This is a genomic window from Mycobacterium montefiorense, from assembly GCF_003112775.1.
Taxonomy (GTDB): Bacteria; Actinomycetota; Actinomycetes; order Mycobacteriales; family Mycobacteriaceae; genus Mycobacterium; species Mycobacterium montefiorense.
Map to the genome: position 1 here is coordinate 192,260 of NZ_BFCH01000021.1, position 22,595 is coordinate 214,854.

19 protein-coding genes, 3 rRNA genes and 1 pseudogene are annotated in these 22,595 nt (G+C 61.2%); 6 read left to right on the top strand and 17 right to left on the bottom strand.

Translation table 11 applies throughout. The features are described 5' to 3' along the window. The first annotated feature begins 185 nt into the window (after positions 1–185). Positions 186–449 (top strand): acyl carrier protein, encoded by a 264-nt coding sequence (locus tag DB708_RS20585; protein WP_108925153.1) that lies wholly within the window; start codon positions 186–188, stop codon positions 447–449. Further along, positions 446–2,014, top strand: coding sequence for a long-chain-fatty acid--ACP ligase MbtM (gene mbtM / locus DB708_RS20590; RefSeq protein WP_108925155.1), 1,569 nt, complete (start codon positions 446–448; stop codon positions 2,012–2,014). Before DB708_RS20585 ends, mbtM begins: the two co-directional genes overlap by 4 nt. Before the next feature lie 8 nt (positions 2,015–2,022). On the opposite strand, the gene DB708_RS27790 is transcribed toward mbtM, so the two are convergent. The 3 genes and pseudogenes from DB708_RS27790 to DB708_RS20600 all read right to left on the bottom strand — a co-directional run bounded on the left by DB708_RS27790 (position 2,023) and on the right by DB708_RS20600 (position 2,971). Beyond that, positions 2,023–2,226: a VOC family protein gene (locus DB708_RS27790; RefSeq protein WP_369692933.1), complete on the bottom strand. Its 204-nt coding sequence runs from the start codon at positions 2,224–2,226 to the stop codon at positions 2,023–2,025. Positions 2,227–2,321: 95 nt separating this feature from the next. Further along, positions 2,322–2,501 (bottom strand): annotated as a pseudogene (locus DB708_RS28255) (VOC family protein); the annotation flags it as partial. Between the two features lie 32 nt (positions 2,502–2,533). Beyond that, positions 2,534–2,971, bottom strand: a complete 438-nt coding sequence (locus DB708_RS20600) for an Lrp/AsnC family transcriptional regulator (RefSeq protein ID WP_108925157.1) — start codon at positions 2,969–2,971, stop codon at positions 2,534–2,536. A 183-nt stretch (positions 2,972–3,154) separates the two neighbouring features. On the opposite strand from DB708_RS20600, the gene DB708_RS20605 reads away from it, so the two are divergent. The 3 genes from DB708_RS20605 to DB708_RS20615 all read left to right on the top strand — a co-directional run bounded on the left by DB708_RS20605 (position 3,155) and on the right by DB708_RS20615 (position 6,751). Beyond that, positions 3,155–4,708, top strand: coding sequence for an acetolactate synthase large subunit (locus DB708_RS20605; RefSeq protein WP_108925159.1), 1,554 nt, complete (start codon positions 3,155–3,157; stop codon positions 4,706–4,708). Positions 4,709–4,775: 67 nt separating this feature from the next. Further along, positions 4,776–6,263 carry a DNA-3-methyladenine glycosylase 2 family protein gene (locus DB708_RS20610; RefSeq protein WP_108925162.1) on the top strand — a complete coding sequence of 496 codons (1,488 nt, stop codon included), beginning with the start codon at positions 4,776–4,778 and terminating at the stop codon, positions 6,261–6,263. Further along, complete coding sequence (locus tag DB708_RS20615) at positions 6,260–6,751, top strand: methylated-DNA--[protein]-cysteine S-methyltransferase (RefSeq protein ID WP_108925164.1); 492 nt, start codon at positions 6,260–6,262, stop codon at positions 6,749–6,751. The genes DB708_RS20610 and DB708_RS20615 overlap by 4 nt, the downstream gene beginning before the upstream one ends. A gap of 46 nt (positions 6,752–6,797) precedes the next feature. Here the strand turns inward: DB708_RS20615 and rrf are convergent. The 4 genes from rrf to murA all read right to left on the bottom strand — a co-directional run bounded on the left by rrf (position 6,798) and on the right by murA (position 13,549). After that, positions 6,798–6,910, bottom strand: a 5S ribosomal RNA gene (gene rrf / locus DB708_RS20620). Positions 6,911–7,005: 95 nt separating this feature from the next. After that, a 23S ribosomal RNA gene (locus DB708_RS20625) occupies positions 7,006–10,092 on the bottom strand. 286 nt (positions 10,093–10,378) lie between these two features. Then, positions 10,379–11,897, bottom strand: a 16S ribosomal RNA gene (locus DB708_RS20630). The 16S, 23S and 5S rRNA genes sit together here, the layout of an rRNA operon. 398 nt (positions 11,898–12,295) lie before the next feature. After that, complete coding sequence (gene murA / locus DB708_RS20635) at positions 12,296–13,549, bottom strand: UDP-N-acetylglucosamine 1-carboxyvinyltransferase (protein WP_108925166.1); 1,254 nt, start codon at positions 13,547–13,549, stop codon at positions 12,296–12,298. 70 nt (positions 13,550–13,619) lie between these two features. On the opposite strand from murA, the gene DB708_RS20640 reads away from it, so the two are divergent. Then, the gene (locus DB708_RS20640) at positions 13,620–14,192 is read left to right on the top strand and encodes a cob(I)yrinic acid a,c-diamide adenosyltransferase (protein ID WP_108925168.1); all 573 of its coding nucleotides are present in this window, start codon (positions 13,620–13,622) and stop codon (positions 14,190–14,192) included. Positions 14,193–14,217: 25 nt separating this feature from the next. Here the strand turns inward: DB708_RS20640 and DB708_RS20645 are convergent, their stop codons facing one another. The 10 genes from DB708_RS20645 to DB708_RS20690 form a co-directional block, all read right to left on the bottom strand. Beyond that, complete coding sequence (locus DB708_RS20645) at positions 14,218–14,661, bottom strand: DUF2550 domain-containing protein (RefSeq protein ID WP_108925170.1); 444 nt, start codon at positions 14,659–14,661, stop codon at positions 14,218–14,220. A gap of 6 nt (positions 14,662–14,667) precedes the next feature. Then, a complete protein-coding gene (locus tag DB708_RS20650; RefSeq protein WP_108925172.1) occupies positions 14,668–15,033 on the bottom strand; it encodes a F0F1 ATP synthase subunit epsilon in 366 nt (121 codons plus the stop codon). A gap of 29 nt (positions 15,034–15,062) precedes the next feature. Next, a complete protein-coding gene (gene atpD / locus DB708_RS20655; protein WP_108925174.1) occupies positions 15,063–16,514 on the bottom strand; it encodes a F0F1 ATP synthase subunit beta in 1,452 nt (483 codons plus the stop codon). A 23-nt stretch (positions 16,515–16,537) separates the two neighbouring features. Next, entirely contained in the window at positions 16,538–17,458 is a 921-nt protein-coding gene (locus DB708_RS20660) for a F0F1 ATP synthase subunit gamma (protein WP_108925176.1), read from the bottom strand. 6 nt (positions 17,459–17,464) lie between these two features. Then, positions 17,465–19,138 carry a F0F1 ATP synthase subunit alpha gene (gene atpA / locus DB708_RS20665; protein ID WP_108925177.1) on the bottom strand — a complete coding sequence of 558 codons (1,674 nt, stop codon included), beginning with the start codon at positions 19,136–19,138 and terminating at the stop codon, positions 17,465–17,467. 44 nt (positions 19,139–19,182) lie between these two features. Next, the gene (locus tag DB708_RS20670) at positions 19,183–20,523 is read right to left on the bottom strand and encodes a F0F1 ATP synthase subunit B/delta (protein ID WP_108925179.1); all 1,341 of its coding nucleotides are present in this window, start codon (positions 20,521–20,523) and stop codon (positions 19,183–19,185) included. A 6-nt stretch (positions 20,524–20,529) separates the two neighbouring features. After that, entirely contained in the window at positions 20,530–21,039 is a 510-nt protein-coding gene (locus tag DB708_RS20675; RefSeq protein WP_108925181.1) for a F0F1 ATP synthase subunit B, read from the bottom strand. Between the two features lie 9 nt (positions 21,040–21,048). Next, positions 21,049–21,294 carry a F0F1 ATP synthase subunit C gene (locus tag DB708_RS20680; protein ID WP_090609504.1) on the bottom strand — a complete coding sequence of 82 codons (246 nt, stop codon included), beginning with the start codon at positions 21,292–21,294 and terminating at the stop codon, positions 21,049–21,051. A gap of 83 nt (positions 21,295–21,377) precedes the next feature. Continuing rightward, positions 21,378–22,136, bottom strand: coding sequence for a F0F1 ATP synthase subunit A (atpB, locus tag DB708_RS20685; protein ID WP_108925183.1), 759 nt, complete (start codon positions 22,134–22,136; stop codon positions 21,378–21,380). Further along, on the bottom strand, positions 22,129–22,593 hold the full coding sequence (locus DB708_RS20690; RefSeq protein WP_108925185.1) for an ATP synthase subunit I: 465 nt from the start codon (positions 22,591–22,593) through the stop codon (positions 22,129–22,131). Before DB708_RS20690 ends, atpB begins: the two co-directional genes overlap by 8 nt. Between the last annotated feature and the right edge of the window lie 2 nt (positions 22,594–22,595).

Here is a 22,595-nt window from a genome sequence, read left to right on the forward strand (position 1 = left end):
TTAGTGGAGCCTGCCCTAACCATTGGTACCGTATCGTCATCGACTTCGCAACCCCCCGACTACGTCGGGCAACGTACAGCCAGCGAGTTTGCTTTGAACTGAACGCATTTCGCTCACAGAATCTAAATCAACCTTCTATTATTGAGCCTAGCCTTACCTAAACATCTTGTGTAGCGTGGCTCGCCATGAACTCAGCTACCTCGTCGAGGCCTCCTTCCGTCAACGAAACTTTGATTGTCATCCTGCGTGAAGATCTCGATCTCAGAGTCGAATCTGTCACTGCAACAACACGACTCATTGACGATCTAGGGATGGACTCGGTGGCCTTCGCGGCCGGACTGGTCGCGATCGAGGACCGGTTGGGCGTGCAATTGACTGAGGAAGACATCCTGACCTGCAACACCGTGGCCGACCTGCAGGTCGCGATCAACACCAAAGCATCAGCGTGAGCCCGCTCGCGAGCGCGATGCGAAGCGCGATGACACAGTCCGCACACGATCTGGTGGTGCTGGACAAGGAAACCGACACGTGGACACGCCGACCCTGGACCGAAGTGCACGGCATAGCGGAAAGCATTGCGACGCGCATACTTCGACAGGATCGCCTCGGAGCAATCGGTCTCGTCGGCGAGCCGACGGTCGAATTCATCGCGGCAATCCAAGCCGCATGGCTGGCCGGGGCGGCGGTGTCGATCCTTCCGCGGCCGCGCCGCGGCGCCGACCCGCAGGATTGGGCAAAGGCCACCCTGGACCGATTCTCGGGAATCGGCGTCAGCACGGTGCTCAGCCATGGAAGTGCGTTGGAGATACTGCGCGGCAGCGAGTCCGGGCCGGACGTCCTTGACCTCACCGCAGCAGCGCGCACCTCGACATCCACATCCCTTACTCTTCAACCCGATTCGGATGCGGCGATCCTACAAGGCACGGCGGGGTCGACCGGCAATCCGCGCACCGCGGTGCTGTCGCCGTCCGCTGCGCTCAACAATCTGCGTGGCCTCATCCAACGGCTGCAACTCGACGCGGCCCACGACCGCGGCTGCTCCTGGGTACCGATCTATCACGACATGGGACTCATATTCGCGTTGTCGTGTGCACTGAGCGGAATTCCTTTGTGGCTGGCCCCGACCGGTGCGTTCTCGGCAGCACCGCTTCGGTGGGTTGACTGGCTGTCGGACAGCAAGGCCACTTACACCGCCGGTCCCAACTTTGGATACTCCGTGATCGGCCGGTACTCCCGCAGCATTTCCAATGTCGATCTCGGGGCGTTGCGCATCGCGATCAACGGGGGCGAGCCGGTCGATTGCGACGGATTCGAACAGTTCGTTACGGCCATGGCACCCTTTGGTTTCCGTTCTTCGGCAGCGACCCCGGCATACGGAATGGCTGAGTCCACCTGCGCGGTGACGATGCCCGCGCGTGGGGACGGTTTGCGAATCGACGAGCGGACCCAGGGCGGCGCCACCCAGCAGTATGCCCTGCTGGGTGAGCCCATCGAAGGCACCCAATTGCGTATCGGCCAGGCGCAGGACGGATTTGACGATAGCGTCGGAGAGGTCGAGATCCGCGGTTCCTCGATGATGACGCACTACCTCGGCCAGGAGCCAATTCACGCCGACAGTCAGGGAGAGTGGTTTCGCACCGGAGACATCGGCTATCTCGTTGACGGTTCGTTGGTGATCTGTGGTCGATCCAAGGAGGTCATCACGATCGCCGGACGGAACATCTTTCCCACCGAGATCGAACAGGTCGCGGGGCAAGTCGACGGCGTTCGGCAGGGCGCCGTGGTCGCCGTCGGTTCCAAATCCGGTGCCGCCCAATCTCGGCTGCTCATCGCGGCCGAGTTCGTGGGGTCAGATCACGATGTCACCCGTAGCTCCGTCATCAAACGAGTCGTGTCCGTTTGCGGGGTGACGCCGTCCGATGTCGTGTTGATGGAGCCCGGCACGCTGCCCAGGACCTCCTCCGGAAAGCTGCGGAGGCTGGAGGTGCGCAGCGCGATAGAGGCCGCGCGATGAGCCGGACCTCATGGAGTGGAGGGCCGCCAGAGCTGCAGCGTGGTGCGCGCGCCCGCGGGCAGCTCGAGAATTTCGATGGGCGTGTCGTCGGGGTCGTAGACGAAGAACATTCGCACACCGCCGATGTCGACAACCGGCTCGGTGCGCACATCCGGATGCCGGCTCCGCAGGCTCGCGTAGGTGTCGTCGAGATCGGCGACGCGAAACGAGATGTTGGTGTAGCCGCGGTGCGGGCCGGCGGGCCGGCGGGTACATCGCCCAGGAAAAGCAACTCGATCATCACTCCCCCGATCAGTCCACCGACCATGCGACCCTCCTTTGCCGCGCCGCCGGTCACGGCGTCAAGTCCGCCGCCCTCGAGTTCGACATCGAAGACGACGTCGATGCCCAGCACCGCGGTGTAGAACGCCAACGAGTTCTCCATGTCGGAGACGCCGATGCAGACGTGGGAGAAGTTCTCGACGGCGATGGGTCTCGGCTGGGTCATGCGGACTCCTTCGGGGTGCTTCCCGTGGTGCGTTAACTCGACTTCACCGTTTTCATCGCAATCTGAGAGCGAATTCTCGATATCCCGGGCAGGGCCGCCAGCTTGTCCGCATACAGCTTCTCGTAGTCGGCCAGATCGGCGGCCGCGATCAGCAATACGTAATCGGGTGTGCCCATCATGCGGCGGCATTCGACGATCTCCGGAAGCGCCACGACTGCGTTTTCGAATGCTTGAATCGCGGCCGACTCGATCGGCCCCAAGTCGACATATGCCGTCACCTTGAACCCTCGCCCGAACGCATCATCGTTGATGATCGCGCGGTAGCCCCGAATCACGCCGTCCTGCTCCAAGTTTCGGACTCGCCGCAGGCACGAGGAAGGACTGAGGCCCACCCGCGTGGCCAGCTCGAGGTTTGACAACCGTCCATCCGCGGACAGATGGCGGATTATTTCATGATCCACTGCATCCATGAAATTTTATTCTAGGTAATCTGTATTGTCTGGTCAAATTTGGTGCCAAATTCGGTATCGCCTCGAATATACTTGATATCGCAGATCTCCGGCCGGCAATGACGCCACGGGCAGATTCATCAGTGAACCGAGTCAAAGCAAAAGGTCGGTAAAGTGAGCGATTCCTTGGACCGCGGTAGCGGAATGAATGGTGCCGAGAGCCTGGTGCGCACACTCATAAATTGCGGTATTGACACCTGCTTCGCCAATCCGGGCACCTCCGAAATGCATTTCGTCGGCGCTCTCGACAGGATCGACGGGATACGTCCGGTGCTCGGGCTCTTCGAAGGCGTTGTGACCGGCGCCGCGGACGGCTATGCGCGCATGGCCGACAAGCCAGCGGCAACGCTGCTGCATTTGGGCCCCGGACTTGGCAACGGTTTGGCCAATCTGCACAATGCGCGCAAGGCGCAGTCGCCGGTCGTCAACATCGTGGGAAACCACGCTACCGAGCACCAGCGGTTCGAGGCTCCATTGACGTCGGACGTCGAAGCCTTCGCCCGGACGGTCTCGCATTGGGTTCATACGTCGAAGAATTCGCAGCTGGTTGCCGCCGATGCGGCTCGTGCGGTTCAGGCCGCCCGGCAAGCACCCGGTCAGATCGCGACCCTGGTCCTGCCCGCTGACACCGCATGGACCGCCGCCGAGCGGCCAGCGGCCATGCCGGATGTCATTGGGCCGTCGCAGGTTTGCGACGATGCGGTCCGTCAGGTGGCAAAATTGCTTTCGGCGCGGCCGGGAAAGTCCGCATTTCTCCTGCGGGGCAACGCTTTGCGGGGACGCGGACTCTTGGCTGCCGGCCGGTTAGCAGCCTCCGTGGACGCCCGGCTCATATGCGACACCTTCAGCCCGCGGATCGAAAAGGGTGCCGGCCGCGTCATGGTGGAGAGGCTGCCGTACCGACCGGCGGATGCACTCACGTTCCTGAGCGGCATCGAGCATCTCATCCTGGTGGGTTCGCAAGCGCCAATTGCGTTTTTCGCGTATCCCGATCAGGCCATCGAACTCACTCCGAGTGGCTGCGTGCCCACCGTCCTCGCACACCCACATGAGGATGCGACCTCGGCTCTGGAGCAGCTGGCCAATCTGCTTGGCGGCGAAGATTACTCGGCGACCGTTGCTATCGGCAACGCACCCGAGCTGCCCACCACGGCGACGCTGACTGCCGACTCGATCATGCAGACGGTTGCCCACTATCTGCCGGAGGGGGCGATCATCAGTGACGAGAGCCTGACGTCCGGATTCGGGCGTCCGTACTCCTACCTGAATTCAGCTGCGGCGCACGACCATCTGCACTTAACCGGCGGTTCGATCGGTCAAGGTATTCCGCTGGCGACGGGTGCGGCAATCGCGTGCCCCGATCGCAAGGTGGTGAACCTCGAAGGTGACGGCAGTGGCCTCTATACCCTCCAGGCGTTGTGGACACAGGCACGCGAGCGGCTAGATATCACAACCATCATCTACGCCAACCGTTCCTACAAGGTTCTCAATGAAGAACACCAGATCGTCGGAGCCAAACATCCCGGCCCAAAGGCCGCAGCGATGTTCGATTTGGATAACCCGCAGATTGATTGGGTCGGCATGGCCGAAAGTATGGGAGTCGAAGCCTCACGTGTCACAGACGCGATGAGTTTGGCGGTCGCGGTCAAGTCCGCCTTCGCTGATCATGGCCCGCGGCTGATCGAGGCCGTCATCTGACCTGTTCATCCACGATGATGTCGCTTTTCCGCCAGTCTTGTCGGTGGATAGGTGTAACTGTGGAAGCGTGCATGACGATTTCGAACGCTGCTACCGGGCGGTCCAATCCAAGGAAGCCCGGTTCGACGGCTGGTTCGTCACCGCCGTACTGACCACCCGGATCTACTGCCGGCCCAGTTGCCCCGTGCGACCGCCGTTCGCTCGTAACGTGCGGTTCTATCCGACGGCGGCGGCTGCGCAACGGGTGGGTTTCCGAGCGTGCAAGCGATGCCGCCCGGACGCCTCCCCGGGTTCTCCCGAGTGGAATGTGCGCGGCGACGTCGTTGCGCGGGCCATGCGGCTGATCGCCGATGGCACGGTAGACCGCGACGGAGTGGCCGGACTGGCCGCCCATCTCGGGTACACCACCCGACAACTGGAACGGCTGTTGCAGGCAGAAGTCGGCGCCGGTCCGCTCGCGCTGGCTCGCGCGCAACGAGGCCAGACCGCCCGGCTGCTAATCGAGAGCACGGACCTGCCGTTCGGTGATGTCGCGTTCGCCGCCGGCTTTTCCAGCATCCGCCAGTTCAACGACACCGTGCGCCTGGTGTTCGAAAGCACTCCGACCGCCTTGCGCAGACGCGCGGCGGCCCGATTCGGATCGAAGCCGACTTCGCCTGGGACAGTGAGCCTTCGGCTGCCGGTGCGCACACCATTCGCTTACCAGGGAGTCTTTGGCCATCTGGCCGCGGGCGCGGTCCCTGGCTGCGAGGAAGTGCGCGACGGCGCGTATCGGCGCAGCCTGCGGCTCCCCTTCGGCAACGCGGTGGTCGCGCTGACGCCAGCCGTCGATCACGTCCGCTGCCTGCTCGTGCTCGACGACTTCCGCGATCTCACGACTGCGATCGCCCGCTGCCGGCGATTGCTCGACCTCGACGCCGACCCCGAAGCGATCGTGGACACGCTCAGTCGCGACCCCCTGCTTACCGCCGTCGTGGCCAAGGCACCGGGACAACGCATTCCCCGCGCGGTCGACGAGGCCGAACTCGCGGTGCGCGCGGTGCTGGGTCAACAGGTATCGATCAAGGCCGCCGGAACCCACGCGGGCCGATTGGTCGCTGCATACGGGCAACCAATCCACAACCCGGAAGGCACACTGACGCATACCTTCCCGTCGGTCGAACAACTCGCCGAGATCGATCCCAGTCATCTGGCTTTCCCCAAGTCCCGGCAACGTACGATGACCGCGCTGGTCGCCAGCCTCCGTGATGGGAGCGTTGTCCTGGACGCTGGATGCGACTGGGACAGCGCGCGTACCCAACTGCTGGCGCTGCCGGGAGTCGGCCCTTGGACCGCAGAGTTGATCGCGATGCGCGGCCTCGGTGACCCGGATGCCTTTCCCGCCAGCGACCTTGGGCTCCAACTCGCCGCCAAACACTTAGGCTTGCCGACGGATCAACGAAAACTCATTGAGCACAGCACCCGATGGCGCCCCTGGCGCTCGTATGTCACCCAGCACTTGTGGGCCACCCTCGAGCACCCGGTAAACCATTGGCCGCCAAAGGAGGTCGCGTGATCGCATACCGCACCATCGACAGCCCGATCGGATTGCTCACCCTGGCCGGCCGCGGCTCGGTATTGACCAATCTGCGGATGGTCGATCAAACCTACGAACCGAGCCGCGCCGGCTGGTCGCCCGACCCGGGAGCATTCGACAAGGCAGTCGATCAACTCCTCGCCTATTTCGCCGGCGAGCTCACGAGTTTCGATGTGGAACTGGATCTGCGGGGCACTGAATTCCAGCGTCGAGTGTGGAAGGCGCTCTTGACGATTCCATACGGCGAAACACGGTCGTACGGCGAGATCGCCGAGCAGATCGGGGCGCCCGGCACTGCACGCGCTGTCGGATTGGCCAACGGACACAATCCGATTGCTATCGTCGTACCTTGCCATCGCGTCATTGGCGCCAATGGAAGCCTCACCGGCTTCGGCGGCGGAATCGAGCGCAAGCGGACGCTGCTCGAATTGGAGAATCAACGTTCGAATCTGACGCTATTCGACTAATTAAGAATGCAAAAACGCCCCCTTTGCAGGGGGCGTTTTTGTGTATGTTCGGCGGTGTCCTACTTTTCCACCCGATCGGGCAGTATCATTGGCGCTGACAGGCTTAGCTTCCGGGTTCGGAATGGGACCGGGCGTTTCCCTGTCGCTGTGGCCGCCGTAACTCTATTTATTTTTCCATTCAAGTGTATTGATGGGGGGTGTGGTGTCGACACGACAATTAAGCCATGGACACTGGATTTATGGTTGCGAGTTGTGTTGGTAAGTTTTCGGCCGGTTAGTGCCAGTTCCCTGCACTCATTACTGAGCTTCCAGGTCTGGCCTATCAATCCCGTAGTCTGCGGGGGGCCTTATCCCTCTAAAAGGGTGAGAAACCTGATCTTGGAGAAGGTTTCCCGCTTAGATGCTTTCAGCGGTTATCCTTTCCGAACGTAGCTATCCAGCCGTGCCCCTGGTGGGACAACTGGTGCACTAGAGGTTCGTCCGTCCCGGTCCTCTCGTACTAGGGACAGGTTTCCTCAAGTTTCTGACGCGCGCGGCGGATAGAGACCGAACTGTCTCACGACGTTCTAAACCCAGCTCGCGTGCCGCTTTAATGGGCGAACAGCCCAACCCTTGGGACCTGCTCCAGCCCCAGGATGCGACGAGCCGACATCGAGGTACCAAACCATCCCGTCGATATGGACTCTTGGGGAAGATCAGCCTGTTATCCCCGGGGTACCTTTTATCCGTTGAGCGACACCCCTTCCACTCGGGGGTGCCGGATCACTAGTCCCGACTTTCGTCCCTGCTTGACTTGTAGGTCTCGCAGTCAAGCTCCCTTGTGCACTTACACTCAACACCTGATTGCCGTCCAGGTTGAGGGAACCTTTGGGCGCCTCCGTTACATTTTAGGAGGCAACCGCCCCAGTTAAACTACCCGCCAGGCACTGTCCCTGAACCCGATAAGGGTTCGAAGTTAGGTGTCCAATACGGTCAGAGTGGTATTTCAACAACGACTCCGCTCTAACTGGCGTTAGAGTTTCACAGTCTCCCACCTATCCTACACAAACAGTACCGAACACCAATACCAAGTTGTAGTGAAGGTCCCGGGGTCTTTTCGTCCTGCCGCGCGTAACGAGCATCTTTACTCGTAGTGCAATTTCGCCGAGTCTATGGTTGAGACAGTTGGGAAGTCGTTACGCCATTCGTGCAGGTCGGAACTTACCCGACAAGGAATTTCGCTACCTTAGGATGGTTATAGTTACCACCGCCGTTTACTGGGGCTTAAATTCTCCGCTTCACCCTTACGAGTTAACGGGTCCTCTTAACCTTCCAGCACCGGGCAGGCGTCAGTCCGTATACATCGTCTTGCGACTTCGCACGGACCTGTGTTTTTAGTAAACAGTCGCTTCCCACTGGTTTCTGCGGCCGGTTCCCGCTCGCAGCGCAAGGCTGTTCACGGTAAGCCGGCCCCCCTTCTCCCGAAGTTACGGGGGCATTTTGCCGAGTTCCTTAACCATAGTTATCTCGTACGCCTTGGTATTCTCTACCTGACCACCTGTGTTGGTTTGGGGTACGGGCCATGTATGCGCTCGCTAGAGGCTTTTCTTGGCAGCTGAGGATCACCGAATTCGCCTCAATCGGCTATGCATCACCTCTCAGGAATATGAGCGACGGATTTGCCTATCGCTCTCCCTACAGGCTTGCCCCAGTATTACCACTGACTGGTACGGCTACCTTCCTGCGTCACCCCATCGCTTGACTACTACCCATCCGGGTCCCACGCAGCCGGCAGTCCTCGCACCCCGAAGGGATTGATAGACCACCTTTTGGGTGGTTAGCAGAATGGATTCGTCAGGGACGCTCATACACGGGTACGGGAATATCAACCCGTTGTCCATCGACTACGCCTGTCGGCCTCGCCTTAGGTCCCGACTCACCCTGGGCGGACTGGCCTGGCCCAGGAACCCTTGGTCTTTCGGCGGGCAAGGTTCTCACTTGCCTAATCGCTACTCATGCCTGCATTCTCACTCCCCCACACTCCACCATCGGTCACCCGACAGCTTCTCTGCATGAGGGACGCTCCCCTACCCAACCTTGCGGTTGCCGCGGCTTCGGCGGTGTGCTTGAGCCCCGCTACATTATCGGCGCACAATCACTTGACCAGTGAGCTATTACGCACTCTTTCAAGGGTGGCTGCTTCTAAGCCAACCTCCTGGTTGTCTCTGCGACTGCACATCCTTTTCCACTTAGCACACGCTTAGGGGCCTTAGCCGGCGATCTGGGCTGTTTCCCTTTCGACGTACGGAGCTTATCCCCCGCCGTCTCACTGCCACGCTATACACCACGGCATTCGGAGTTTGGCTGACGTCAGTAACCTAGTAGGGCCCATTGGCCATCCAGTAGCTCTACCTCCGTGGTGAAACACGTAACGCTGCACCTAAATGCATTTCGGGGAGAACCAGCTATCACGGAGTTTGATTGGCCTTTCACCCCTACCCACAACTCATCCCCTTAGTCTTCAACCTAAGTGGGTTCGGGCCTCCACGCGGTCTTACCCGCGCTTCACCCTGGCCATGGGTAGATCACTCCGCTTCGGGTCCAGAACACGCCACTGAATCGCCCTATTCAGACTCGCTTTCGCTGCGGCTACCCCTCACGGGTTAACCTTGCGACATGTCCCTGACTCGCAGGCTCATTCTTCAAAAGGCACGCCATCACCCCACAAGGAGGCTCTGACGGATTGTAGGCACACGGTTTCAGGTACTATTTCACTCCCCTCCCGGGGTACTTTTCACCATTCCCTCACGGTACTAATCCGCTATCGGTCATCGAGAAGTATTTAGGCTTACCGAGTGGTCTCGGCAGATTCACAGCGGATTTCACGGGCCCGCTGCTACTCGGGAGTTGATACTAGGCAGGTGCCGGGTTTTCGCGTACCGGGCTCTCACCGTCTATGGCGGGCCATCCCAGGCCACTTCCGCTAACTACGACACTTTCTGACTGCCCCTCAGCCAGGTAGAGCTGAGACATATCAATCCCACAACCCCGCACACACAACCCCTACCCGGTTAAACATGCGTGCGGTTTAGCCATGTTCCGCGTTCGCTCGCCACTACTAGCGGAATCACTTTTGTTTTCTTTTCCTACGGGTACTGAGATGTTTCACTTCCCCGCGTTCCCTCCCGCACCCTATATATTCAGGTACGGGTAACACGACATAACTCGTGCTGGGTTTCCCCATTCGGAAATCCTCGGATCAACGCTCGGTTGACAGCTCCCCGAGGCATATCGCAGCCTCCCACGTCCTTCATCGGCTCTCGATGCCAAGGCATCCACCATGTGCCCTTAAACACTTACAAACACAAAAACCAAAAGAAATAAAATTACACAAAACGAACACGCAACCGTTGCCGGCGACGCATTCATTTAGATGCTCGCAACCACTATCCAATACTCAAACACCACACCCCACCACCAAGATGGAGGGACACCATATCGACCGAAGACGGCCGAGTGTTGTCTCAGGGCCCAATAGTGTGTCTGGCGATTGCCTGTTGTTGTGCACCCGGCTCTCGTCCACTACAGACAAGAACCCCTCACGGCTCACACCCCACCAATTGGAGTGTTTCTCGTGGTGCTCCTTAGAAAGGAGGTGATCCAGCCGCACCTTCCGGTACGGCTACCTTGTTACGACTTCGTCCCAATCGCCGATCCCACCTTCGACAGCTCCCTCCAAAAGGTTAGGCCACTGGCTTCGGGTGTTACCGACTTTCATGACGTGACGGGCGGTGTGTACAAGGCCCGGGAACGTATTCACCGCAGCGTTGCTGATCTGCGATTACTAGCGACTCCGACTTCACGGGGTCGAGTTGCAGACCCCGATCCGAACTGAGACCGGCTTTAAAAGGATTCGCTTAACCTTACGGCATCGCAGCCCTTTGTACCGGCCATTGTAGCATGTGTGAAGCCCTGGACATAAGGGGCATGATGACTTGACGTCATCCCCACCTTCCTCCGAGTTGACCCCGGCAGTCTCTCACGAGTCCCCGGCATTACCCGCTGGCAACATAAGATAAGGGTTGCGCTCGTTGCGGGACTTAACCCAACATCTCACGACACGAGCTGACGACAGCCATGCACCACCTGCACACAGGCCACAAGGGAACTGATATCTCTACCAGCGTCCTGTGCATGTCAAACCCAGGTAAGGTTCTTCGCGTTGCATCGAATTAATCCACATGCTCCGCCGCTTGTGCGGGCCCCCGTCAATTCCTTTGAGTTTTAGCCTTGCGGCCGTACTCCCCAGGCGGGGTACTTAATGCGTTAGCTACGGCACGGATTCCAAGGAAGGAAACCCACACCTAGTACCCACCGTTTACGGCGTGGACTACCAGGGTATCTAATCCTGTTCGCTCCCCACGCTTTCGCTCCTCAGCGTCAGTTACTGCCCAGAGACCCGCCTTCGCCACCGGTGTTCCTCCTGATATCTGCGCATTCCACCGCTACACCAGGAATTCCAGTCTCCCCTGCAGTACTCCAGTCTGCCCGTATCGCCCGCACGCCGAGGGTTAAGCCCCCGGTTTTCACGAACAACGCGACAAACCACCTACGAGCTCTTTACGCCCAGTAATTCCGGACAACGCTCGCACCCTACGTATTACCGCGGCTGCTGGCACGTAGTTGGCCGGTGCTTCTTCTGCAGGTACCGTCACTTGCGCTTCGTCCCTGCTGAAAGAGGTTTACAACCCGAAGGCCGTCATCCCCCACGCGGCGTCGCTGCATCAGGCTTGCGCCCATTGTGCAATATTCCCCACTGCTGCCTCCCGTAGGAGTCTGGGCCGTATCTCAGTCCCAGTGTGGCCGGACACCCTCTCAGGCCGGCTACCCGTCGTCGCCTTGGTAGGCCATCACCCCACCAACAAGCTGATAGGCCGCGGGCCCATCCCACACCGCAAAAGCTTTCCACCACAAGACATGCGTCTCGTGGTCATATTCGGTATTAGACCCAGTTTCCCAGGCTTATCCCGAAGTGCAGGGCAGATTACCCACGTGTTACTCACCCGTTCGCCACTCGAGTACCTCCGAAGAGGCCTTTCCGTTCGACTTGCATGTGTTAAGCACGCCGCCAGCGTTCGTCCTGAGCCAGGATCAAACTCTCCAAACAAAAACTCCTCGATAAACGAGGTGAATTTACAATCAGAGAAAATCTGACCTAACAAAAAGACACCAATTAACTGGCATCAAAAAACGACCATACCTACACACGGGGAGTGTTAAAAGTATGGTCAAAAAAACAACAACAAACAAAAACACCAAACACACTATTGAGTTCTCAAACAACACTCTTGCTTGTCTCGCCACTCTTGCTTGTCTCGCCCGCTTCGGGGCAACCCTGCCAGCTTAATACAGTCCCGGCAGTGGCGTCAACCCCCAAATTTCTTGCGATCGTGGTGATCGCTGCGAGGGCAGCCGTGCCAGGCTAGTACCAATCCGGCGAGGGAGTCAAGCCCCGGTCTCGGTCTCCTTCAAGTGGTGACCGCGCCTGTGGGGCACTGACTTTGGTTACTGTACCCGCTCGATCTCCGCTCCCAAAATCGCCAGGTTTTCCACGAACAACGGGTAGCCCCGATCGATGTGAAAGACGTCGTGGACCTCGGTGTCACCGTCGGCGACGAGCCCGGCGAGCACCAGGCCGGCACCGGCCCGGATGTCCGAACACCAGACGGGCGCGCTGGAAAGTTGCGGCAGACCTCGCACCACGGCGTGATGGCCGTCGGTGCGGGCGTCGGCGCCGAGCCTGATCATTTCTTCGACGAATCGGAAGCGCGCTTCGAACACGTTCTCCGTGATCATCGAGGTGCCGTCGGAGATCGATGCCAGCGCGATCGCCATCGGTTGCAGGTCGGTCGGAAAGCCGGGAAACGGCAACGTTGCAACGTTCATGGCTTTCGGGCGCTCGTACTGCGCCACGCGAAAGCTGTTGTCCGTCTGGGTCACGGTCGCACCCGCGTCGTGCAGTTTGTGCAGCACCACCTGAAGATGCGCAGGATCGATGCCGGACACCGATATGTCACCGCGGGTGATGGCGGCGGCGATCCCCCAGGTGGCGGCGACGATGCGGTCGCCGATCACGCGATGCTCGGTGGGGTACAGCCGCGGGACGCCGGTGATGGTCATAGTCGGTGAACCGGCACCTTCGACCTTGGCGCCCATCTGGTTGAGCATCGTGCACAGATCGACTACATCGGGTTCGCGCGCTGCGTTGTGAATCGTGGTGACACCCTCGGCCACGACGGCGGCCATCAAGATGTTCTCGGTAGCTCCGACCGAAGGAAACTCCAGCTGAATCTCCGCGCCGCGCAACGTGTCTGCCTGCGCGACCACACAGCCGTGCTCGATGTTGCACTGCGCGCCCAGCTGCCTCAGACCCGCCTGGTGCATGTCCAGCGGACGCGATCCGATCGCGTCACCACCGGGCAGCGCCACCTTGGCTCTCTTGCATCGGCCGACCAGCGGACCCAGCACGCAGACCGAGGCGCGGAACTGCCGCACCGCCGCGAAGTCGGCGTCGTACTTCGGCTCGTCAGGTGAGGTGATGCGGGCGACGTCGCCGTCAAGTTCGACAGTGGCGCCCAAGCCGCGCAGTACCTCGGCCATCAACGGCACATCGAGGATGTCCGGGCAGTTGGTAATCGTGCTGGTGCCTTCGGCCAGCAGAGTCGCGGCCATCAGCTTGAGCACGCTGTTCTTGGCGCCCCCCACTGCGACTTCGCCTGACAACCGGTTGCCACCGGTCACCACGAATCGCTCAGCCACCCGCGTCAGTCTAGTAAAGCGGTATCGGCTTGTCAGTCGGCTAACTCAGTTAGCCGAGTACGGTTTGTTCATGGCAGTGCACCTGACCCGTATCTACACGCGGACCGGCGACGACGGAACCACCGGATTGAGCGACTTCTCCCGGGTGTCGAAGAACGATCCCCGGCTGGTTGCCTACGCGGACTGTGACGAGGCCAACTCCGCGATCGGCGTTGCCATCGCTTTGGGTCAGCCTGATTCCGAACTAGCGGGCGTGCTGCAGCAGATTCAAAACGACCTGTTCGACGCCGGTGCGGATCTGTCGACCCCGGTCGTCGAGAACCCGAAGTATCCTCCGCTGCGAGTCGCCCAGTCCTACATCGATCGTCTCGAAGGATGGTGCGACATATACAACGAACCCCTGCCGGCACTGAACTCCTTTGTGCTGCCGGGTGGTACGCCGTTGTCGGCACTACTGCACGTTGCCCGCACTGTGGTGCGCCGGGCCGAGCGATCGGCGTGGGCCGCGGTCGATTCCGCGCCCAGCGAAGTCAACGTGCTACCGGCGAAATATCTGAATCGGTTGTCGGACTTACTCTTTATCCTGTCCAGGGCAGCCAACGCAGGTGACGATGTGCTGTGGAAGCCGGGCGGCGGCGCTTAAACCGGTTGAGCCACCGGAGTTTTGGTCAAATGCTGCGACGGCGTGCGCGCGGCGAAGGACGGGACTCTAGCCAGGACAAGAACGCGGTCAACGCGCCCTGATCGAGTGCGATCTCGTAACCCGACCTACGGTCCTGGGTGGTATCGCGCAGTTCCAGCACCACGATCTCGTCGGTCATGATGTCGAACTCGTCGCCGCGGGGCGCGCGCCGAGCCACGATCTCGACACCTCGCCGGGACAGCCGCCGATCCGGCCACAGACGCAGGCTGGACAGCCGATAGAACGCCGCTTCGCCGCCGCGGTAGCGGATCACGCCGTGTCGCCAGCCATGACCTCCGACCGCCGGGATGTCGCGCATAATGGCGGCGGTTCCGCCCTGCCGTAGCTTCCACAACCGGTAGCTCAGCGCGAGAACGGCCGCCCCTAACACGACGACGAGCACGACCATGCCAACCATGGGCGCGCTCATCGGCGGCTAGTCGATCGCGCCGACGGCGCGCAATCTAGCGCGGCCCCTGGCGGCAATACGAGGATCGTCGGACTCGGAATCCTGCTTGGCGGCGGCCTCGTCGATCTCCGACTCGAACTCGGCGGACTCGGCGAGGATGGTGACGCTCTCCTCGGTCACCGACAAGAAACCGCCGTCCACCGCGACCCGCAGATCGTCTTGGCCGTCGCGCTCGACGCGCACCATTGCGTCGTCGACCAACTGGGCCACCAACGGGATGTGGCGGGGCAGGATGCCGATCTCGCCGGCGGTGGTGCGGGTGAACAGGAACGATGCCTCACCCGACCAGATCTTGCGGTCGACGGCGACGATCTCGACATTCAATTCAGCCATGCCACACCACCTTTCGACTCAGCCAACAGTTAGAGCTTGGCACCAAGAGTCTCGGCCTTCTTCGCCAGGTCGTCGAGTCCACCGATTAGGAAGAACGCCTGCTCGGGCACGTGGTCGAAATCACCCTTGCTCAGCCGGTCAAACGCCTCGATGGTCTCCTTGACCGGGACCGTCGAACCCGGCTGGCCGGTGAACTGTTCGGCGGCCATCATGTTCTGCGAGAGGAACCGCTCGATGCGACGGGCTCGGTTGACCAGTTGCTTGTCCTCCTCGGACAACTCGTCGATACCCAGGATCGCGATGATGTCCTGAAGGTCCTTGTACCGCTGCAGGATTCGAATAACTTCCTGTGCAACGCGGTAGTGCTCGTCACCGACGACGCTGGGATCCAGGATGGTGGAGCTGGACGCCAGCGGGTCCACGGCGGGGAAGATGCCCTTGGAGAACACCCCACGGGACAGCTCAGTGGTGGCGTCAAGGTGGGCGAACGTCGTCGCCGGCGCCGGGTCCGTGTAGTCGTCGGCCGGCACGTACACCGCTTGCATGGATGTAATCGACTTGCCTCGCGTCGAGGTGATGCGCTCCTGCAACTCGCCCATCTCGTCGGCCAGTGTGGGCTGATAACCCACCGCCGACGGCATCCGGCCGAGCAGTGTCGACACCTCTGATCCGGCCTGAGTGAACCGGAAGATGTTGTCGATGAACAGCAGCACGTCCTTGCCCGCCTCGTCACGGAACCATTCCGCCATCGTCAAGGCGGACAGGGCGACTCGCATACGGGTACCGGGCGGCTCGTCCATCTGACCGAACACCAGCGCGGTGTCCTTGAGCACATCGGCTTCCTTGAGCTCGACCCACAGGTCGTTGCCCTCACGGGTACGCTCCCCCACCCCGGCGAACACCGAAGTGCCGGAGAAGTTACGGGCGATGCGGTTGATCATCTCCTGGATGAGCACGGTCTTGCCCACGCCGGCACCGCCGAACAGCGCGATCTTGCCACCGCGCACATACGGGGTGAGCAGGTCGACCACCTTCAGCCCGGTCTCGAGCATCTCGGTGCGAGGCTCGAGATCCTCGAACGCAGGCGGCTTGCGGTGAATCGACCAGTGCTCGAAGTCCTCTCCATATCCCGGCTTGTCCAGGCAGTGCCCCAGCGCATTGAACACGTGCCCCTTGACATCCTCACCGACCGGCACGGTGATCGAATTACCGGTGTCGGTCACCTCGACGCCGCGCACCAGTCCGTCGGTGGGCTGCATCGAGATGGTGCGCACCAGGTTGTCGCCGAGGTGGTTTGCCACCTCCAGCGTGAGGGTCTTCTTCAGCTCCTCGAACGTGACCTCGGCGTGCAATGCGTTGAACAGTTCGGGGACCGAGCCCCGCGGGAACTCGACGTCAACGACCGGGCCGGTCACCCGTACCACGCGGCCGCTGGTGTCCGATTTCGTCGGCTTGCCGGTCTTCTCGGCAGTAGCGCTCATATCTTTTTCGCTTCCTCGTGGGGCTACTTGGCGGCGTCGGCGAGCGCGTTTGCGCCACCGACGATTTCGCTGATTTCCTGGGTGATCTGGGCCTGCCGCTCGCGGTTCGCCATCAACGTCAGGGCTTTGATGAGATCGTCGGCGTTATCGGTGGCCGATTTCATCGCCCGCTGACGCGACGCCAGCTCCGATGCGGCCGACTCGAGCATCGACGCATAAACCCGCGTGGTCAGATAGCGCGGGAGCAATGCCTCGAACAGTGTTGTCGCGTCCGGCTCGAACGAATACAGGGTGCGTGGTCCGGTGTCTTCCTCGACATACTCCACGACCAAGGGAGCCATCCGATGAGCCACCGCCGTCTGCGACATCATCGACTTGAACTCCGAGTACACGATGTGCAGCTCGTCGACGCCCGCAATGTCGTCGGCCTTTTGATCGTCATCATCCCCGGCGCCCTTCATGAACGCGTCCACCAAGGTCGAACCGATCTCCGCGGCGTTGTCATAACTGGGTTGCTCGGAGAAGCCCGTCCACGACGCCGCGATGTCCCAGTTCCGGAAGGTGTAGTAGCCCTGCGCCTTTCGGCCCACCGTGTAGAGGACCGGCTCTTTTCCCTCTTCTCGAAGCTGGGCGAAAAGCTGCTCGGAGCGACGGAAGATGCCGGAGTTGTATGCGCCGCACAAACCGCGATCGGAGGACACCACCAGGACGCCGGCGCGTTTGGGTTCTGGACGCTCGACGAGCAACGGATGGTCTAGAGCGGCTTCGCCGGCCAGGGTGGTGAGCATCCGGGTGATCTCGAAGGCATAGGGCCGGGCGGATTCGAGTCGATTCTGCGCCTTGGGCAGACGCGACGTCGCGATCAACTCCTGGGCCTTGGTGATCTTCTTGATCGAGCCCGCGGAGCGGATCCGCCCGCGTAGTTCGCGAAGTGTGGCAGCCATCGTTAGCTACTTCTTGTCCTTCTTGGACTCGTTCTTGGCGTCTTTCTCCTGGGGCTCAGCCTTTTTGACCTTCACCGATTCTTTACCGTCGTCCTCCTTGGCCTCGGCATGCTCGTCGGGCACCACCGACCCACCGCCCGTAGCCGCGAAGCCCTTCTTGAAGTGATTGATGACCTCGGTCAGCGCGTCGGCGTTTTCCTCGCTGAGCTTCTGGCTCTTGCGGATCTCTTCGAGGATCTTTTCTTCGGAGCCCCGGATGTGGTCCAGCAGTTCGGTTTCGAACCGCTTGACATCCTCGACCGGCACCGAGTCCACGTGCCCGCCGGTGCCCAGGAACATGGAAACCACTTGCTCTTCGACGGGCATCGGCTGGTTTTGCGGCTGCTTGAGCAGCTCGACCAACCGCGCGCCACGCTCTAGCTGTGCTTTCGAGGTGGCGTCCAAATCAGAAGCAAAAGCCGCGAAGGACTCCAATTCGCGGTACTGCGACAGGTCCAAACGGAGACTTCCTGCCACCTCTTTCATTGCCTTGATCTGCGCCGCACCACCGACCCGGGACACCGAGACACCGACGTTGATGGCCGGCCGCACACCCTGATTGAACAGGTCAGTCTCTAAGAAGCACTGCCCGTCGGTGATCGAGATGACGTTGGTCGGGATGTAAGCCGAGATGTCATTGGCTTTGGTCTCGATGATCGGCAAACCCGTCAGCGAACCGGCACCGAGCTCGTCGGAGAGTTTCCCGCAGCGCTCCAACAACCGCGAGTGCAGGTAGAACACGTCGCCGGGGTAGGCCTCGCGCCCGGGCGGCCGGCGCAGCAGCAGCGAGATGGCGCGGTACGCCTCGGCTTGCTTGGTCAAGTCGTCGAAAACGATCAGCACGTGTTTGCCCTGGTACATCCAGTGCTGGGCGATTGCCGAACCAGCGTACGGCGCAAGCCATTTGAAGCCTGCGGCATCTGACGCGGGCGCCGCGACAATAGTGGTGTAATCCATCGCGCCGCCCTCTTCCAGCGTGCGGCGCACGGACGCGATCGTGGTGCCCTTCTGCCCGATGGCCACGTAGACGCAGCGCACCTGCTTCTTTTCGTCGCCCGTCTCCCAGTTCTGGCGCTGGTTGAGGATGGTGTCGACGCAGACCGTGGTCTTGCCGGTCTTGCGGTCGCCGATGATCAGCTGACGCTGGCCACGCCCGATCGGTGTCATCGCGTCGATGGCCTTGATACCGGTCTGCAGCGGTTCACTCACGCTCTGCCGCTGCACCACCGAGGGCGCCTGGAGTTCCAGCGCGCGCCGCGTCTCGGCATCGATGTCGCCGCCGCCGTCGATCGGCTGGCCGAGGGGGTTGACCACCCGCCCCAGGAAAGCGTCACCGACGGGGACCGAGAGAACTTCGCTGGTGCGCTTGACCTGCTGGCCTTCTTCGATCTTTTCGAAGTCACCGAGGATCACCGCGCCGACGCTGTGCTCGTCGAGGTTGAGAGCTACACCGAGGACACCACCCGGGAACTCAAGCAGTTCCTGGGTCATCACCGACGGCAGACCCTCGACGTGCGCGATGCCGTCCCCGGCATCGATGACCGTGCCAACCTCCTCGCGGGAGGTGTCGGAGGTGAAGGAATCTACGTACTCTTCGATCGCACTCTGGATGTCATCAGCGGAGATTGTCAACTCGGCCATAGCTTTTCGTCTTCCTACTTCGATTATTGCTGACTAGTTCGTGTTCAGTCGGGCAGTTGAGCCTCGGCCGCGGTCAGACGCGACGAGAGCGTACCGTCGATCACTTCGTCGCCCACGGAAATGAGGAGCCCACCCAGCAGCGCGGCGTCGATCTGCAGCTGCACAGCCACCGGATGTCCATAAATGCGGCTGAGCACCTCGGTGAGGCGAGTGCGCTGCGCATCGCTGAGCTCGGCCGCCGCATTCACCTGCGCTACGACTTCGTTGCGCCGTGCCACCGCCGCTTCGGCCAAGAACATCACGGCGTCGTCGGCCGACTGTCCTCTCAACAGCTCGATAGTCTGGGACAGCAATGAGTTCGTGATCCTGTTGCTACTGCCGCTTGCACTATTGAGCACGTTGCGCAGCAACCCGACCCGGCCTTCGGCCGGCACCCCGTACTCACCCAACAGGACGCTCAGGCGTGGTTGCGCCTCAAGGATCCGGGCGAACCGGAACAATTGGTCTTCGACCTCGTCGACCCGATCCTCGCGCGCGGCGACTTCCAACAGCGCTTGCCGAGCCACGTGTTCGACGGCGTCGCCCAGATCCGAGTTTGCAGACCATCGCTCCGAAACGGCCGTCCGCAACAACTCCAAAGTGGGATCGCCGACTTTGCCGGATAGCAGCCGCTCGAGCAATCTGACCCTGGGCCCGCCGTCTTCGGAAGGTTGGGTGAGATAGCGGGTGACGACTATTTGGCCGTTCAGCATTTTGACTACCGAAACCAGCTCGCCGGCAAGCTTTTCCAGTCCTTGATTGTCGAGATCCTTGGCTATGGCATCGAACCGGTCCGTGACCGTCTGCAGAGCCCGCCGACTGGCCGAGCGCATCTTCGCCCGCAACGGGAACTTGACGTCAGCCGGGGCGGGCGCCATGGCATCGAGCTCGTCCAAGAAACGGTCGACAGTGGCCGCCTGCTGGTCCGCGTCTGCGACGTAGTTGCGCACCAATTCCTCTGCCTGGCGCACAGATTCGTGCCCGAGCTCCAGCCGAAGCTGACGGGTCAGCTGTGCCCGCAACAGCTCACTCTGGCGAGCGCCCTGCGCTTTGATGCGCTGCGCATCGATCTCGGCCTGGGCCTGGAGCTGCTCGGCAATACGAACAGCGTCTGTTTTGGCCTCTTCGACGACCCGCTCAGCGTCCGCCTTGGCGGCTTCCACCGCCTTGCTGTGCGCAGTCGTCGACTCAGTCAGCCGCTCGGCGGCCTCCGCCGCGTCGTCCAACTGCTGGCGCACCGTCTTCTGCCGAGTAGCCATCAAATTGCGTACTGGCGGCACGACATAGCGCACTATCAGCAACACGATGGCCGCGAACCCAATTAACTGTCCGATAAACGTCGACATCGGTGACTACTTCGTCGCGGCCGAGGTAGTGACGTCGACGCCGAGGATCCGACTGGCCAGGGTCGCCGACATGGTCGCCACGTTGGCGCGCAGATCCAGTTCCACTGCGTCCCGCTCCCGCTTCAATTGCTCGGCAGCCTGTTGCAACGTCGCCAACACTTGCTGCTCGGCTCCGGCGCGCGCGTCGTCAACGACCTTGCGTCCTTCCGCCCGAGCGGTGTCGCGCAACGACGACGCCTCAACGCGGGCCTCCCTCATGGCATTCTCGTAATCCGCTTGAGCGGCTTCAAACTGCTCGTTCGCCTTCTTGGTGTCGCTGGTGGTCTTGGCGACCATCGCGTCGCGTTCACGCAACACCTTCATGACCGGCGGCACGACGAACGTGCCGATGACAGCCAGCACGATCAGAAAGATCGCCAGCACGAAGAAGAACGTGCCGTTGGGGACAAGGAAGTTATTGCCCCCCTCTGCTGCTAGCTGGCTGGATGCCAGAATGCCGCGGCTCGCATCACCCATCACAGCGAACTAGCCGACGGGGGTGGCGAAGACGAACAGCGCCATGAAGGCCAGGTTGATGAAGTAGGCCGCCTCAACCAGACCGACGGTGATGAAGAACGGCGTGAACAACCGGCCTTGCGCCTCGGGTTGCCGGGCAATACCCGCGACCAGCGCGTTACCGGCAATACCGTCACCGATACCGGCACCGATTGCGCCGCCGCCCATGATGATTCCACCGCCGATGAGAGCAGCAGCAGCGACTTGGGGGTCCAGGGCCATGCTTATCCTCCTTATAACTGGTAGCGGTCTACCAGGCTTCTGTAATGGTGTGTGGCTCGGGCCAATTCACGGTGTTCTCAGTCATGGTGATCCTCGAGCTCCATGGCTTGGCTGAAGTACAAGATCGTCAGAATCGAGAAGATGAACGCCTGGATCGCACCGACGAACAGGTCGAAGGATTTCCAGATCGCGTTGGGCGCCCACATGATGTAGGGCGGGAACAGCGCGATCAGCGCCACCAGGATCCCGCCGGCGAAGATGTTGCCGAAAAGTCGGAGCGACAACGAGATCGGCTTCGCGAGCTCCTCGACCAGGTTGATCGGCGCCAGGAACGCCACGTGACCCTTGAGCACCGCCAGCGGGTGTCCGACGATGCCGCGGCGCCAGATGCCGGCCACGTGGTAGCAGACGAATACGAACAGCGCCAGGGCGAGCACGTAATTGATGTCCGCGGCCGCTGAGCTGAGCAATTCGGTAGTGCGCCCGGATTTGTCGGTGTACTGCAGCGGCAGCACCGACAGCCAGTTGGAAATCAGGATGAAGATGAAGATGGTGACCGCCAGTGGCAAGACAAACGGCGCGATCCGCATCCCGACAGCGCTCTCGATCTGGTCGCGCATCTGGACGGTGATGGCCTCCCAGAACAACTGGACGCCGCTGGGGACGCCGGTCGAGGTGATCTTCGCGCGTAGGAAGAAGGCCAGCGCCAGCACGATCAACGCAGCGATCCCGGTGGACAGAATGGTGTCGGTGTTGACGGTCATCCCAAGCCAGGTGGCGTGGGTGTGCTCGCCGACCTCGATTGCGCCCTCGGCAAGGAACCTCGTCTCAGTCATCGCTGGTGTTCCCTCTTTCGGTTCCGTCCGATGCCGTGTCCGCCCAGTCGCCGGCGCGCAGCTTCTTCCATACCGGCAGTGCGGTCGACAACACCAACACCACCTGGAACAAGGCCAAGCCGAACACCACGCCTAAGCCGGCGGGCCGGAAAATGTAAGCAATGATCAAGCCGATGACGGTGATGATGGCCAGCCGCGTCGCTGAGTTCAGCGCCATCGTGGCCTTCATCGGATGGTCTTTCGCGGTTATCGATGCAACCGAGCGGCGCACCAAAAGGGCGTTGAGCAAACCCAGCAGCAAGCCGACGCCGAAGAACGCTCCGACCATCACGTGACCGGAGAAAGCGGCGGCAGCTACCGCCACCGCGGTGATCGCAACGCTCGTGATCAAAAGCCGGACCGGATTGAATGCAACAGAGGGAAACACCAACGGCGCGTCCTGCGCTGGTGTCGTCACTG

What these genes read in the sequence shown, in the direction of transcription:
- DB708_RS20650 (WP_108925172.1), bottom strand. Translation starts at nt 15,033, where the DNA reads ATGGCTGAATTGAATGTCGAGATCGTCGCCGTCGACCGCAAGATCTGG.
- DB708_RS20585 (WP_108925153.1), top strand. Translation starts at nt 186, where the DNA reads ATGAACTCAGCTACCTCGTCGAGGCCTCCTTCCGTCAACGAAACTTTG.
- DB708_RS20670 (WP_108925179.1), bottom strand. Translation starts at nt 20,523, where the DNA reads ATGTCGACGTTTATCGGACAGTTAATTGGGTTCGCGGCCATCGTGTTG.
- DB708_RS20605 (WP_108925159.1), top strand. Translation starts at nt 3,155, where the DNA reads ATGAATGGTGCCGAGAGCCTGGTGCGCACACTCATAAATTGCGGTATT.
- atpD (WP_108925174.1), bottom strand. Translation starts at nt 16,514, where the DNA reads ATGAGCGCTACTGCCGAGAAGACCGGCAAGCCGACGAAATCGGACACC.
- atpB (WP_108925183.1), bottom strand. Translation starts at nt 22,136, where the DNA reads ATGACTGAGACGAGGTTCCTTGCCGAGGGCGCAATCGAGGTCGGCGAG.
- DB708_RS20675 (WP_108925181.1), bottom strand. Translation starts at nt 21,039, where the DNA reads ATGGGTGATGCGAGCCGCGGCATTCTGGCATCCAGCCAGCTAGCAGCA.
- DB708_RS20600 (WP_108925157.1), bottom strand. Translation starts at nt 2,971, where the DNA reads ATGGATGCAGTGGATCATGAAATAATCCGCCATCTGTCCGCGGATGGA.
- DB708_RS20660 (WP_108925176.1), bottom strand. Translation starts at nt 17,458, where the DNA reads ATGGCTGCCACACTTCGCGAACTACGCGGGCGGATCCGCTCCGCGGGC.
- DB708_RS20645 (WP_108925170.1), bottom strand. Translation starts at nt 14,661, where the DNA reads ATGAGCGCGCCCATGGTTGGCATGGTCGTGCTCGTCGTCGTGTTAGGG.
- DB708_RS20640 (WP_108925168.1), top strand. Translation starts at nt 13,620, where the DNA reads ATGGCAGTGCACCTGACCCGTATCTACACGCGGACCGGCGACGACGGA.
- atpA (WP_108925177.1), bottom strand. Translation starts at nt 19,138, where the DNA reads ATGGCCGAGTTGACAATCTCCGCTGATGACATCCAGAGTGCGATCGAA.